This window comes from Streptomyces sp. NPDC096193 (assembly GCF_040302905.1).
Classification (GTDB): domain Bacteria; phylum Actinomycetota; class Actinomycetes; order Streptomycetales; family Streptomycetaceae; genus Streptomyces.
Genome location: NZ_JBEOSJ010000017.1, coordinates 1 through 13267, shown reverse-complemented (window position 1 = coordinate 13267; position 13267 = coordinate 1). Strand labels below are relative to the sequence as shown.

General features: G+C 69.9%; 12 protein-coding genes and 1 riboswitch. Of the genes, 4 read left to right on the top strand and 8 right to left on the bottom strand.

Annotation, left to right across the window (positions count from 1 at the left end; translation table 11 throughout):
• Window positions 1-69 precede the first annotated feature (69 nt).
• The 3 genes from ABTX78_RS23535 to ABTX78_RS23525 are packed head-to-tail and all read left to right on the top strand — an operon-like array spanning window position 70 to window position 3075.
• A complete protein-coding gene (locus ABTX78_RS23535) occupies window positions 70-879 on the top strand; it encodes an STM4013/SEN3800 family hydrolase (protein ID WP_352208894.1) in 810 nt (269 codons plus the stop codon).
• The gene (locus ABTX78_RS23530; protein WP_352208759.1) at window positions 876-2213 is read left to right on the top strand and encodes an STM4012 family radical SAM protein; all 1338 of its coding nucleotides are present in this window, start codon (window positions 876-878) and stop codon (window positions 2211-2213) included. The genes ABTX78_RS23535 and ABTX78_RS23530 overlap by 4 nt, the downstream gene beginning before the upstream one ends.
• Before the next feature lie 7 nt (window positions 2214-2220).
• On the top strand, window positions 2221-3075 hold the full coding sequence (locus ABTX78_RS23525; protein WP_352208758.1) for an STM4011 family radical SAM protein: 855 nt from the start codon (window positions 2221-2223) through the stop codon (window positions 3073-3075).
• A 19-nt stretch (window positions 3076-3094) separates the two neighbouring features.
• Here the strand turns inward: ABTX78_RS23525 and ABTX78_RS23520 are convergent, their stop codons facing one another.
• The 3 genes from ABTX78_RS23520 to ABTX78_RS23510 form a co-directional block, all read right to left on the bottom strand.
• Window positions 3095-3886, bottom strand: a complete 792-nt coding sequence (locus tag ABTX78_RS23520; RefSeq protein WP_352208757.1) for an SGNH/GDSL hydrolase family protein — start codon at window positions 3884-3886, stop codon at window positions 3095-3097.
• 161 nt (window positions 3887-4047) lie between these two features.
• The gene (locus ABTX78_RS23515; RefSeq protein WP_352208756.1) at window positions 4048-4998 is read right to left on the bottom strand and encodes a M23 family metallopeptidase; all 951 of its coding nucleotides are present in this window, start codon (window positions 4996-4998) and stop codon (window positions 4048-4050) included.
• A 4-nt stretch (window positions 4999-5002) separates the two neighbouring features.
• A riboswitch (cyclic di-AMP (ydaO/yuaA leader) is annotated at window positions 5003-5155 on the bottom strand.
• A 315-nt stretch (window positions 5156-5470) separates the two neighbouring features.
• Window positions 5471-7564: an alpha-galactosidase gene (locus ABTX78_RS23510; protein ID WP_352208755.1), complete on the bottom strand. Its 2094-nt coding sequence runs from the start codon at window positions 7562-7564 to the stop codon at window positions 5471-5473.
• 180 nt (window positions 7565-7744) lie between these two features.
• On the opposite strand from ABTX78_RS23510, the gene ABTX78_RS23505 reads away from it, so the two are divergent.
• Window positions 7745-8557 carry a tyrosine-protein phosphatase gene (locus tag ABTX78_RS23505; protein ID WP_352208754.1) on the top strand — a complete coding sequence of 271 codons (813 nt, stop codon included), beginning with the start codon at window positions 7745-7747 and terminating at the stop codon, window positions 8555-8557.
• Window positions 8558-8581: 24 nt separating this feature from the next.
• On the opposite strand, the gene ABTX78_RS23500 is transcribed toward ABTX78_RS23505, so the two are convergent.
• The 5 genes from ABTX78_RS23500 to ABTX78_RS23480 all read right to left on the bottom strand — a co-directional run.
• Window positions 8582-8704, bottom strand: coding sequence for a DUF6126 family protein (locus ABTX78_RS23500; RefSeq protein ID WP_352208753.1), 123 nt, complete (start codon window positions 8702-8704; stop codon window positions 8582-8584).
• Between the two features lie 42 nt (window positions 8705-8746).
• Window positions 8747-9334, bottom strand: coding sequence for a helix-turn-helix domain-containing protein (locus tag ABTX78_RS23495; protein WP_352208752.1), 588 nt, complete (start codon window positions 9332-9334; stop codon window positions 8747-8749).
• 59 nt (window positions 9335-9393) lie between these two features.
• On the bottom strand, window positions 9394-10818 hold the full coding sequence (locus ABTX78_RS23490) for an aspartate aminotransferase family protein (protein ID WP_352208751.1): 1425 nt from the start codon (window positions 10816-10818) through the stop codon (window positions 9394-9396).
• Window positions 10819-10821: 3 nt separating this feature from the next.
• Entirely contained in the window at window positions 10822-12696 is a 1875-nt protein-coding gene (gene dxs / locus ABTX78_RS23485; protein WP_352208750.1) for a 1-deoxy-D-xylulose-5-phosphate synthase, read from the bottom strand.
• Between the two features lie 25 nt (window positions 12697-12721).
• Window positions 12722-13267 (bottom strand): flavodoxin-dependent (E)-4-hydroxy-3-methylbut-2-enyl-diphosphate synthase (locus ABTX78_RS23480; protein ID WP_352208749.1); only part of this gene is annotated, 546 nt, incomplete at its 5' end.

Below are 13267 nucleotides of genomic sequence, written 5' to 3'. Positions count from 1 at the left end.
ACCCCGACACCAGCACCGGCCCAGAACCCGGCCCCAGTACCGGCCCAGAACCCGGCCCCAGACCCGGACATGAACGAGGTCGTCGGGCGCGACGATCTGCTGCTCGTCACCCTCGACACGCTGCGTTTCGACGTCGCCGCCGAGCTCGCGGCCGCCGGCCGCATCCCCCATCTGGCCCGTCATCTGCCCGGCGGGCGCTGGCAGGAGCGGCACGCGCCGGGCAGCTTCACCTACGCCTCCCACCAGGCGATCTTCGCGGGTTTCCTGCCGACCCCGGCCGCGCCGGGACCACATCCGCGACTGTTCGCCGCACGCTTCGCGGGCAGTGAGACAACCGCCCCCCGGACCTACGTCTTCGACACTCCCGACCTGGTATCCGGTCTCGCGCAGGCCGGTTACCGCACGGTGTGCGTCGGTGGAGTGGGCTTCTTCAACGGACAGGGCCCGCTGGGCTCCGTCCTCCCGGGGATGTTCCAGGAGAGCCACTGGGAGCCGGAATTCGGGGTCGCGTCGCCCACCTCCTTCGAGGCGCAGGTGACGCGTGCCGAGCAGATCGTCGCCGGGCTCGCCCACGAGCAGCGCCTGTTCCTGTTCGTCAACGTTCCCTCGCTGCACCAGCCCAACTGGTTCCATCTCCCGGGCGCCACCCGGGAGTCGGGCGACACGCGGGAGAGCCACGCGGCCGCCCTGGAGTACGTCGACCGTCACATCGGCCGGCTGTTCGCCGCCGCCCGCAGCCGCCGGCGCTGCTTCGCCATCGTCTGCTCCGACCACGGCACGGCCTACGGGGACGACGGCTACACCGGGCACCGTCTCGGTCATGAGGCCGTCTGGACCGTGCCGTACGCCCACTTCTTCCTCGAAGGGGCCGACGTATGAGCCCACCGGTGAACCGCCCACGCCCGTACCAGAGTTACGTGTACGCGTATCCGCACAAGACGGCGTACCGTCCGCTCCCCGACCGGCCCTCGCTGCGCGAGCTGTGGTCGGCGGAGCGCAAGGACGCGCTCTCCCTCTATCTGCACATACCGTTCTGCGAGGTCCGCTGCGGCTTCTGCAATCTCTTCACCAGGATCGGCGCTCCCGACGAGCTGAGCACCCGCTATCTCGACGCGCTGGACCGCCAGGCGACCGCTGTCCGGGACGCGCTCGGGGACCGGGATCCGGTGCGGTTCGCCGCCGCGGCCTTCGGTGGTGGCACACCCACCTTCCTCACCGCCGGCGAGCTGGACCGGCTGTGCGACATCGCCGAGAAGAGGACCGGCGTTCATCTTCGCGCCGTCCCGCTGTCCGTGGAGACCTCTCCGGCCACCGCGACCGCGGACCGGCTCGCCGTCCTCGCCGGCCGTGGCGCCACCCGGCTCAGCATCGGTGTACAGAGCTTCGACGACCAGGAGGCCCGGGCCGCCGTCCGCCCGCAGCGCCGCGCCGACGTGGAGTCCGCGCTGTCCCGCATCCGCGACGCCCGCGTCCCCGTCCTCAACATCGACCTGATCTACGGCATAGACGGCCAGACCCCGACGAGTTGGCGCCGTTCGCTGGACGCAGCGCTCGCCTGGGAACCGGAGGAGCTGTATCTCTATCCGCTGTACGTCCGACCGCTCACGGGTCTGGGCCGTCGAGCGGCGGCCGGTGACGAGGCATGGGACGCCCAGCGGCTGGAGCTGTACCGCGAGGGCCGTGACCATCTCCTCGCCGAGGGATACGAGCAGGTGTCGATGCGGATGTTCCGCCGCAAGGGAGCGCCTGCGCAGGGCGCGGACGACCACGCCTGCCAGACCGACGGCATGATCGGCCTCGGCTGCGGCGCCCGCTCCTACACCTCCGCCCTGCACTACTCCTTCGACTACGCCGTGGACATGCACCAGGTCCGCAGAATCATCGACGACTACACGGCCACCGAGAACTTCGGCCGTGCCGAGGTCGGCCGCCGGATCGACGAGTCCGAGGCCCGCCGCCGCCATCTGCTGCAGTCGCTTCTCCAGGCGGAGGGCATGGAGGTAGACGGCTACCGGCAACGGTTCGGACGCCACCCTGCCCATGACTTCGGCGAAGAGCTGGAGCGGTTCGCGTCGCTCGGCTGGCTCGACGAAACCGCGGCACCGGACCGGCTGCGGCTCAGCGCCGAGGGCCTGGCGCACTCCGACGCGCTCGGTCCGGAGCTCTTCTCGCCCGCGGTGCGCGCCACCATGGCCGCGTATGAACCGAGGTGAGCCGCACATGGATCTGACCCTCCTGTACCGGGGCCCGCTCGCTTCGTGCGACTACGACTGCCTCTACTGTCCGTTCGCGAAGCGGCGGGAGCGCACCGAGCAGCTGCGTGCGGACCGGGCCGCTCTGGAACGCTTCGCCGGATGGGTGTCCGAGCAGACCGACGACCGTCTGGCGGTGCTGTTCACGCCCTGGGGCGAGGGCCTGGTCCGTTCCTGGTACCGCAGGGCGCTCGTCGATCTGTCACGGCTCCCGCAGGTCCGGCGGGTGGCGATCCAGACGAACCTGAGCTGCCGTACCGACTGGCTCGCGGACGCGGACCCGGATGCCCTGGCGCTCTGGTGCACCTACCATCCGGGCCAGACACCGTACGACCGTTTCCTCGGCAAATGCCGGGATCTGTCCGAGCGCGGGGTCCGCTTCAGCGTCGGAGTCGTCGGGTTCCCCGAACACCTGGAGCACGCCCGCCGGCTCCGCACCGAGCTGCCCGACCATGTCTATCTCTGGGTGAACGCGGCGGAGGGCCACACCTACACCCACGCCGAGGCCGCCGAGTGGACCGAGCTCGACCCGCTGTTCGCCTACAGCCGCCATCCGCACCGCTCGGCCGGGCTCCCCTGCCGGACGGGCGAATCGGTCGTCTCGGTGGACGGGAACGGCACGGTACGCCGCTGCCACTTCGTCCCGGACGAGCTCGGGAACCTCTACGACGGCACCTACCGGCAGGCGCTGCGTCCCCGCGCCTGTCCGCTGGCCGTCTGCGACTGCCACATCGGCTATGTCCACCTGGAGTCGTTGCCGTTGTACGACGTGTTCGCGGGCGGGGTGCTGGAGCGGATCCCGGCCCGACAGGCCGACCGGTAGCCGTTCCCCGCCGCCCGTGTCACAACGGCAGCAGGTCCGGGCGCTTCGCCTCGACGTGGTCACCCGAGCTCTCGCCGCGCAGCCTGCGGCCGATCCACGGCACCAGGTGCTCGCGTGCCCACTGGACGTTGTCACGGCGCACCGCGAAGGGAGCGCGCGGCGGCAGGACCGGCCACTCCTGGTCCGGGTCGGCGGGCACATCGATTCCGAGGACCTGGGCGGCGCGCAAGGCGACCCTGGTGTGGCCCTCGGGCGACAGGTGCAGCCGGTCGGAGTCCCACGCCCGCCTGTCCTGGACCGACTTGAGCGACCAGAGGTCGAGCACCGGGCAGTCGTAGCGGTCGGCGATGGCCCGGACATGGGCCGTGTACGTGGCGATCTTGCCGCGCAGATGGCGCAGCACCGGCACACCGCGGGTGTCGAACCCGGTGGTGACCATCACCGTCCCGACGGCGCCCGTGAGGTCGGCGACGGCCCGCTCGAATCGTTCGGCCACATGGTCGGGGTCGCTGCCCGGGCGGATGATGTCGTTGCCGCCGGCGCAGAACGTCACCAGGTCGGGGGCGAGTTCCTTCGCCCGCGGCACCTGCTCCGCGACGATCTGGTCGAGCAGCCGGCCACGCACGGCGAGGTTGGCGTAGCGAAAGGTGTGTTCGGGCATCCGGTCGTCGAGCAGGACCGCGAACCGGTCCGCCCAGCCGACGAACGCCCCGTCCGGTCCCGGGTCCCCGACGCCTTCGGTGAAGCTGTCACCGATCGCCGCGTACGACCCGATTGCGCCTGTTTCGTCTGTTCTCGAATCGTCTGCCACAAGGACTCATCCTGTCCTCACGGGTGTGGCCTACGCGACCGTAAGGAGGGGTTGACGGTGCGTGATCTTTGCCACCGGTCAAGTTTCGACAAGCGCGGAATACGCCGAATCCCCTCGTGCCGAAATGGTCGGTACGAGGGGATTCGGACGTTGTGCGTACGTCAGAGAGAAACGCCGTGCTGGCGCAGGTACGACACCGGGTCCATGTCCGAGCCGTAGCTCGGGCCGGTGCGGATCTCGAAGTGCAGGTGCGGGCCACTGGAGTTGCCCGTGGAGCCCGAGAGGCCGATCTGCTGTCCACCGCTCACGTTCTGACCCGCGGAGACGGTCAGCGACGAGAGGTGGGCGTACTGGGAGTAGGTGCCGTCGGTGTGCTGGATGACGACCTCGTTGCCGTACGCACCGCTCCACCCGGCGGAGACGACGCTGCCCGGGCCCACGGACTTGACCGTGGTGCCGGTGGACGCGGCGAAGTCGATACCGGTGTGGTAGCCGCTGGACCACATGGCGCCGGAAGCGCGGTAGGGGGTCGTGACGGCGGCGGAGTCCAGCGGCGCGGAGTAGCCGGAGGCGTTCTCCTGCGGCGCGGACTCGGCCGAGTCGCTCGTCGAGGCCTTCGAGGCCGTTTCGCTCGCGCGGGACTCGCCGCGGGAGGCGCGGTCCTCGGTGTCCGAGGCCTTCGGCTTCGCGGGCGCAGCCTTCTGTGCCGGCTTCTCGGCGGGCCGCTCCTCGGCCTTGGCGCCGAGGGTGAGCTTGAGGCCCGGGTGGATCAGCGCGGGGTCGTCGCCCACGGCGGCGCGGTTGTCCGCGTACAGCTTCTGCCAGCCGCCGCGCACGTCGTGCTCGGCGGCGATCTTGGACAGATAGTCACCGGCGACGACGCGGTACGACGTGGGGGCGGCCTGCTTCTGCGCGGTGGAAGCGGCCGGAGCCGCGGCCGCCTTCTGCGGAGCGACGGCCGGGGCCGCGGCGGGAGCGGCCTTGTCCGCGGCGTGGGCGCCTGCCGCACCCATCAGCGGGAGGGCGATGGCTGCGCCACCGGTGCCCGCGGCGACGAAACCGCGGGAGATGGAACGGGACTTGGGACGGCGGTGCTTACCCTTTCCGGGCATGGCGCATTCCTCTCCGGCGCCGGCGAGGTGAGCTGTCGGGTTCGGGCTGGAGATGCCCGGTCACGTTGCTGCGTGACTTCACCCCGAGCCGTCCGGAGCACCGGACGGCGTACTACCTGGGTCCCCCGCTCCTGCCACACGTGGGTGGGTGGGTATTCCGGTCGGCGGCAGGATTAGGCGGTCCGTCCGGATTGCCGTGACCGTAAGCGAGCATTGCGGACGGGAACAAGCCACCTCTTTTTCCGATCACGGGCCACATGCATATCGGACGGGAAATTCCGGTCACACTCCGTGGACGAAGGAGCGTCAACTTCCTTCTGATGTCGCAGTTCTGGCCGGCGGATCCGCCACGGTCCGTCACGAATGAGATCCTGCTCACGGGCCTTTTCCCATCTCTATTCCAGACGGGGCAGGCTATGGCGAACAGTTCAATTCGGACAGAAAACCCAGATGCAAATAATGGTGAGCGGTATCAGCCAATTCGGCGCAACCTGATCACCGTGGCGTCCATGTCACCCGTCAGCCCGGTCCGCAGCCCGTGGTGCAGCAGCACCGATCCCCGGTGCACCTGCGCCGTGTCCGGGCTCTGGTAGGCGGCGGCCGGGTCGAGACCGCGCAGCCTCAGCCGCGGCGGCTGCTCGCCGTAGTGCTGCGCCTGGAGCCAGGCGAGGACGACGGTCTCGTCCCCGCGCGTGTACTGCACGGCGCTGAGCCCGCCCTCCGGCGCCCGCAGCCGGTAGAGGTCTCCGTGCTGCACGACCGGCCGGATCTTCTTGTAGAGCTCCACCCAGTCGCGCGCCTCGGTCAGCTCCTCCTCGGTCCACTCGGTCAGGTCGCCACCCACCCCGAGCACACCCGCCATCGCGCTGACGAAGCGGAAGCGCAGACTGCTGAACCGCCCGTTGAGCTGGACGTTGGGGCTGTCGGTGACCCAGGCGGCCATCACCCGCGCGGGGTGGATCTGGGTGAAGCCGTCCTGGATGGCGAGCCGGTCCAGCGGGTCGGTGTTGTCCGAAGTCCACACCTGGTCGGTGCGGGAGAGGATGCCCAGATCGATCCGGCCGCCGCCGCCGGAGCAGGACTCGAACGCCACACCGGGGTGTGCGGCCCGCAGCCGCTCCAGAAGCGCGTAGAGGGCGTCGACGTGTTCCACCCACAACCGCTGCGGATAGTCCTCACCGGGCCAGCCGGCGTCCGTGAAGCAGCGGTTGAAGTCCCACTTCACGTAGTCGATCGGTGCGCTGGTGAGCAGCGTGTCCAACTGTTCCCACAGGTAGCCCTGCACGTCCTGGCGGGCCAGGTTCAGGACGAGCTGGTTGCGGAGCTCGGTCCTGGTCCGTCCGGGGTGGTGCTGCACCCAGTCGGGGTGCGCCCGGTAGAGACCGCTGTCGGCGTTGACCATCTCCGGCTCGACCCAGATGCCGAACTGCATGCCCAGGTCGTGCACTTCGTCCGCGAGCGGCCGCAGACCGTTCGGGAAGCGGTCCGGGTTGGGGGTCCAGTCGCCGAGGCCGGCGCGATCGCTCGTCCGCTGCCCGAACCAGGCGTCGTCGACCACGAACAGCTCGACGCCCATGTCCGCGGCCCGCCGGGCGAGCGCGCGCTGCTGGTCCTCCGAGATGTCGAAGTTGGTGGCCTCCCAGGAGTTGTAGAGCACGGGCCGGTCGGCGGCGGCGTCCGGGATCACCCGCGCGCGCTGCCACGTGTGCCAGGCACGGCTGGCGCCGCCGAACCCCTCGGCGCTCCACAGGCCCGCGAAGACGGGTGAGGTGTAGCTCTGCCCGGGCGCGAGCTTCAGCAGTCCGGAGTCGTCGTAGCCGGCCCCGCCGGTGATCTGCACCGAGCCGTCGGGCAACTGCTGGACGCTGATGCGCCAGGACCCGGACCAGCCGAGCGCGCAGCCGTAGACCTCGCCCTGTTCCTCGGTCGCCCCGCCCGCGTCGAGCGCGACCCACGGGAGGTGCTGATGGCCGGTGTGGCCGCGGCGGCTGCTGAGCACCTTCTCGCCGTAGGTGAGCGGAGACCGTACGAGCAGGGACTCGGCCGCCCACCGTCCGTGCAGCTGGCTCAGCCGCCAGGCGTCGCGCTGCGGCAGCGTCCAGGTGGCCGCGTCGGCCCGCAGCAGCTCGAGATCCGGACCGTCCCCTTCATGGGCGACCGTCACCCAGCGCTCGATCACATCGGCGTCGTCCCGCATGCGGTGGTGGAGGGTGAGTCCGAGCCCGTGCACGGCGTCCGTGAAGCGCAGCCGCAGCTCGTCGCCGTCCTCGGAGGCGTCGGCGAAGACCCACTCGGTGCCGCGCACCTGGGGTGTGCGTACGGAGAGGGAGGGGCGGACGAACCGGGGGCCGCCCTCGACGGGGTACTCCTCGTGCCCGTCGAGCGGAGACTCGAACGGCCAGTAGGGCGGCAGCCCCTGCTCCGCGAGCGCCTCGGCGTCCGCACCGGATATGCGTGGCCCCCAGTGGAGATGCAGCAGCTCGTCGTCGTCGGTGAGGTGCAGTGCATAGCTGCTCGTCGGTCCGGAGAGAACCCACGTACGACCCTTGCCAACGCTCTCGATCATCCCGACCCCTCAGATACTCACAGGTCCGCACAGGCCCGCACATCATCCGACGCGGAGCACCGCCCGTGCAACGCCTCTGCGGGGTCGGGGCCGAGATGATTGCCCAACGAATCCATGTCGTATCGTCGAAACACGCCGTCGTCGGCGACCGGGCCGACCGCAGTGACTTCAGGAGCTCACGTGACGCAGCAGCTGCCGCAGGTCCCGTCGACCGAGCCCGAGCTGGCCGGTGTGCGCAATTTCCGGGACGTGGGTGGTCTGCCGACCGTGGACGGCAGGCAGGTGCGGCACGGGATGCTCTTCCGCAGCGGCCATCTCGCGAACGCGACCGCGGCCGACGCCTCGTTCCTCACGACGCTCGGCCTGCACACGATCTTCGACTTCCGCAACGCGGCGGACATGCGGCTGGAAGGCCCTGACGTCGAGCTTCCCGGTGTACGCAATCTGAATCTGCCGCTGACCGACCCGGCCGACGGCGCGGAGTTCTGGAAGATGGTCCGCGAGGGCAACATCGACCAGCTGCGCTCGATCCTCTCGGACGGCAAGGCGGCCGACAGGATGTCCGCCTCGTACCGCACGATCATCACGCAACGCACCGGCGAGCACAGCCGGGTGCTGCACGCACTCGCCGAGAACAGCGTGCCGGCCCTGATGCACTGCGCCGCCGGCAAGGACCGCGCGGGGCTGTCGATCGCCGTGTCACTGATGGCGATCGGCGTGGAGCGCGAGGCGATCGAGGCGGACTACCTCAAGTCCAACGACCCGCACCGGCGTTACGTGGTCCGGCGCAAGGACAACTCCCCCGCCGGCATGTCGCCGGAGGTGATGGAGCTGCTGAGCCCTCTCTTCGACGCACGCTCCTCGTATCTGCACGCCGCGTTCGACACGATCGACCAGACCTGGGGCACGACCGACCGCTACCTCACCGAGGGCCTGAAGGTGAGCCCCGAGACGCGTGAGCAGTTGCGGGCCCGGCTCCTCGACGAGGCGTGAGCCCTGCCGAGTGAAGGCACGGACCTACTCCGCGACGGTGAACAGCAGATAGAGGAACCCGGCGAACACATGGCCCGCCACCAGGTACGCGAAGAGCCGGATCACCAGACCCCGGGGAAACGACTTCTCCTCGTTGCTCTCGGACACGACGGTCTCGCTTTCGGCTCAGTGGTGCGGAGGGTGCCCGGATCAGGCGTGCGGATGCAGATCGGGGCTCTGCAGCAGCGTGTGCACGAACAGCAGCTCGGCCCCTTCCGGGGTGGCCGCCGCGATGCGGTGCGGAGTCAGCGAGTCGAAGTGCGCGCTGTCCCCGGGGGCCAGTTCATGGACCGTGTCGCCGAGGCTCAGCCGCAGCCGTCCGTCGAGGACGTGGATCCACTCCTCGCCCGGATGCACCCGCACCAGGTCGCCCTGGGCCCCGTACGGCACCACCACCCGCAGGGCCTGCATCGCGCGGCCGGATCCGCCGGCCTGGTGGTAGGTCCAGCCGTCCGCCGTGGTGGGCTGGCGCGCACCGGCCCGGATGACCGGCTCACGCTCGGGCGCCTGCTCGCCGAGAAGCTCGGCGACGGTCGTACCGTAGATTCTGGCGAGACCGAGCAGCATCGGCAGCGACGGCTGCCGGCGGCCGGTCTCCAGCCGGGAGAGATGGGCGGGTGACAGCTCGGCTCGCTGCGCCGCTGCTTCCAGGGTGAGCCCTCGGCGGCGGCGCAGGTCGCGCAGCCGGGGCGCGACATCGGGCAGCGCGCCCGGCGACTCTCCCGCGTGGCTGGTCATGCGTCCATTGGGCCAGAGAAAGTGCCTCTGAGGCAAACTTCTTGCCTCAGAGGCAAAGCTCAGCGGTTGGCGACTGCCTGCTTCATCAGGGTCTTGCCGAAGTCCCACATCAGTCCGCCGGCGTGCGCGTCGTCCATCACGGCCGTGAAGGCGGCGACGAACCGGTCGACCTCCCGCTCGCCGATCGTCAGCGGCGGAATCAGCTTGATCACCTCCAGATGATCACCGGAGACCTGGGTGAGAATGCGGTGCTTCTGGAGCAGAGGCACGACGACCATCTGCGCGAACAGACCCTTGCGGGCCGCCTGCAGCATGGTCCAGCGACTGCGGAGCCTGACCGAATCGGGCCGGCCGAACTCGATACCGATCATCAGACCGCGTCCGCGTACCTCGTGCAGGAACTCGTACCGGTCGACGAGCGCGGCCAGCCGGGACCGCAGCAGATCACCGGTCGCCCGGGCGTTCGCCACGACCTGCTCGTCCTCGATCACCGACAGGACCGCCAGCCCGGCGGCCATCGCCTGGGCGTTGGAGCCGAAGCTCGCCGAGTGCACGAGGACCCGGTCCATAGAGGAGTAGACCTTCTTGAAGATCCAGTCCTTGCCGAGGGTCGCCCCCACCGGCACGTAGCCGCCGGAGAGCGCCTTCGCCACACAGACGAGGTCCGGCTCGACGTCCTCGTGCTGGTAGGCGTAGAAGTCGCCGGTACGGCCGAGGCCGGTCTGCACCTCGTCGGCGATCAGCAGCGCCTTGTGGCGGCGCAGCACGTCCTGAGCGGCGCGCAGGAACCCGGGCGGGGGCTCGATGACCCCCTTGCCCTGGATCGGCTCGACCACCAGGGCGGCGACGTCGCCGCGCTTCAGCTCGCGTTCCAGTGCGGCGAGGTCGCCGGGCTCGACCGCGGTGTCGGGCAGCAGCGGGGCGAACCCGTCCCGGAAGGACGCCTCGCCGTTGACGGAGAGGGATCCGGTGGTCAGCCCGTGAAAGGCGTGGGTGCAGTACAGCACCCTTGGGCGGCCGGTGGCGTAGCGGGCGAACTTCAGTGCGGTCTCGATCGCTTCCGTACCGCTGTTGCCGAAGAACACCCGGTCCAGATGCGGGCTGTGCGCCAGCAGCTTCTCGGCGAGCAGCCCCGGCAGGGGCTGGCAGTCGAAGCGGGTGAGATCGGCGAGCGAGGCGTCGAGCACGTCGTGCAGCGCCTTGCGGACGACGGGGTGATGGCGGCCGAGTCCCATCACCCCGAAGCCCGCGAGCATGTCGAGGTGGTCGTTGCCCTCGGCGTCCCAGAAGTAGGCGCCTTCGGCGCGTTCGTAGACCTTGTCGAAGCCGATGGTGTGCAGCATGCGCGGCAGTTGGTGATTGAGGTGCCGCAGATGCAGGTCGTAGCGCTCGGCCCCGCGCTCGGCCAGCAGCTTCGCGAGGTCGAAGCCCTTGGGCGGCTCCGCGCCGGGAGGCTGCTCGCATGCCTTGAGCGGCTCGGTCATTCCTCAGTTCTCCTTAGGCACGAGGGCGGCACTGATCCGTCCCGCGATCTCCACCGGTGTGAGGCCGATGTCGGCGAGCACCTCGCCGCGTTTGGCGTGGGCGAGGAACTGCTCGGGGATGCCGAACGTGCGCAGCGGCACGTCCACTCCCGCGTCCCGGAGCGCCTGTCCCACGGCCGAACCGACGCCGCCGGCCCGGCTGTTGTCCTCCACCACGGCCACCAGCCGGTGCGCCGCGGCGAGCGGTGGGAGCTGTTCGTCCACCGGCTTGACCCACCGCGGGTCCACCAGCGTGCAGCGGATCCCGCGACCGTGGAGCAGGTCCACCGCCTGAAGACAGACGGAGGCGAGGGTGCCCACGGACACCAGCAGGACCTCGGGGTCCTCCGCACGGTGCAGGACATCCATCCCGCCGACCCGGTCGAGGGCCTCGACGGGCTCGCCGACGGTCTCCTTCGGGAAGCGCAGCACGGTCGGCGCGTCGTCCACCGCGACGGCCTCGCGCAGCTCCTGCCGCAGTCGCTCGGCGTCGCGCGGAGCGGCGATCCGCAGGCCCGGGACGACCTGCAGGATCGACATGTCCCACATGCCGTTGTGCGAGGGCCCGTCGACGCCGGTGACCCCGGCCCGGTCCAGGACGAAGGTCACGCCGCACCGGTGCAGGGCGACATCCATCAGCAGCTGGTCGAAGGCGCGGTTGAGGAAGGTGGCGTAGACGGCGACGACGGGATGCAGTCCGCCGGTGGCGAGTCCGGCCGCGGAGACGGCGGCGTGCTGCTCGGCGATCCCGACGTCCCACACGCGGTCCGGGAAGCGCTCGGCGAACCGGGTCAGTCCGACCGGGTGCAGCATCGCGGCGGTGATCGCGACGACGTCCGGCCGCTCCGCACCGATCTCGGCGATCTCGTCACCGAACACCGACGTCCACGACGGCCCGTCGGCGGGCGTGAGCGGCTCGCAGGTGAGCGGGTCCATCACGCCGACCGTGTGGAACCGGTCGGCCTCGTCCTCGACGGCGGGCTGGTAACCGCGGCCCTTCTGGGTCAGGCAGTGCACCAGGACGGGCCCGTGGAAGCGGGCGGCCCGCCGCAGCGCCGACTCGACCGCGGCCACATCGTGCCCGTCGATGGGCCCCACATACTTCAGTCCCAGGTCCTCGAACATCCCCTGCGGGGCGAAGGCGTCCTTGAAGCCCTTCTTGGCCCCGTGCAGGGACTCGTACAACGGTTTGCCGACGACCGGGGTGTGGTGGAGGACGTCCTTGCCCCAGGCGAGAAAGCGTTCGTAACCGTCGGTCGTACGGAGGGTGGCCAGGTGGTTCGCGAGGCCGCCGATCGTGGGCGCATAGGAACGCTCGTTGTCGTTGACGACGATGATGAGCGGGCGGTCCTTGGCCGCGGCGATGTTGTTCAGCGCTTCCCAGGCCATGCCTCCGGTCAGCGCGCCGTCCCCGATGACGGCCACGACATGGCCGGTGGAGCCGAGCACCTGGTGCGCCTTGGCGAATCCGTCGGCCCAGCCGAGCACGGTGGACGCGTGGGAGTTCTCGATGACGTCGTGCTCGGACTCCTCGCGGGAGGGGTAACCGGAAAGCCCGCCCTTGCCCCGCAGCTTGGAGAAGTCCTGACGGCCGGTCAGCAGTTTGTGCACATAGCTCTGGTGACCGGTGTCCCACAGGATGCGGTCGACGGGCGAGTCGAAGACGCGGTGCAGAGCGACGGTCAGCTCCACCACGCCGAGATTGGGGCCGAGATGGCCCCCCGTTCGGGCCACCGCATGGACCAGGAACTCTCTGATCTCTCTGCCGAGTTCCTCGATTTCCTCGTCGGTCAGCGCCTTGAGATCGCGCGGCCCCCTGATGCTCTCCAGAATCGTCACGGTCGGACCCCCTTCACTTGCCGGTTCAGCTCACGGTGACGGCGGGCGGACCCGATACCGCCCCGGTGTCCTCCATCTGTTCGGCGATCTTCATCGCCTCTTCGATGAGCGTCTCCACGATCTTCGACTCCGGCACCGTCTTGATGACCTCGCCCTTCACGAAGATCTGACCCTTGCCGTTGCCGGACGCCACACCCAGATCGGCCTCACGGGCCTCACCCGGACCATTCACCACACACCCCATGACCGCGACCCGCAAAGGCACCTCCATGCCCTCCAGACCCGCCGTCACCTCATCCGCCAACTTGTACACATCCACCTGCGCCCGACCACACGACGGACACGACACGATCTCCAGCCGCCGCTGACGCAGATCGAGCGCCTCCAGGATCTGGATACCGACCTTGACCTCCTCCGCCGGCGGCGCCGACAGAGAAACCCGGATCGTGTCCCCGATCCCCTCACTCAGCAGCGCTCCGAACGCCACCGCCGACTTGATCGTGCCCTGGAACGCCGGACCCGCCTCCGTCACACCCAGATGCAGCGGATAGTCCGACCGAGCCGCCAACTG

Bases quoted from the DNA above. Each gene is read 5' to 3' on its own strand.
- ABTX78_RS23535 (WP_352208894.1), top strand. From the start codon at position 70: ATGAACGAGGTCGTCGGGCGCGACGATCTGCTGCTCGTCACCCTCGAC.
- ABTX78_RS23530 (WP_352208759.1), top strand. From the start codon at position 876: ATGAGCCCACCGGTGAACCGCCCACGCCCGTACCAGAGTTACGTGTAC.
- ABTX78_RS23525 (WP_352208758.1), top strand. From the start codon at position 2,221: ATGGATCTGACCCTCCTGTACCGGGGCCCGCTCGCTTCGTGCGACTAC.
- ABTX78_RS23515 (WP_352208756.1), bottom strand. From the start codon at position 4,998: ATGCCCGGAAAGGGTAAGCACCGCCGTCCCAAGTCCCGTTCCATCTCC.
- ABTX78_RS23510 (WP_352208755.1), bottom strand. From the start codon at position 7,564: ATGATCGAGAGCGTTGGCAAGGGTCGTACGTGGGTTCTCTCCGGACCG.
- ABTX78_RS23495 (WP_352208752.1), bottom strand. From the start codon at position 9,334: ATGACCAGCCACGCGGGAGAGTCGCCGGGCGCGCTGCCCGATGTCGCG.
- ABTX78_RS23490 (WP_352208751.1), bottom strand. From the start codon at position 10,818: ATGACCGAGCCGCTCAAGGCATGCGAGCAGCCTCCCGGCGCGGAGCCG.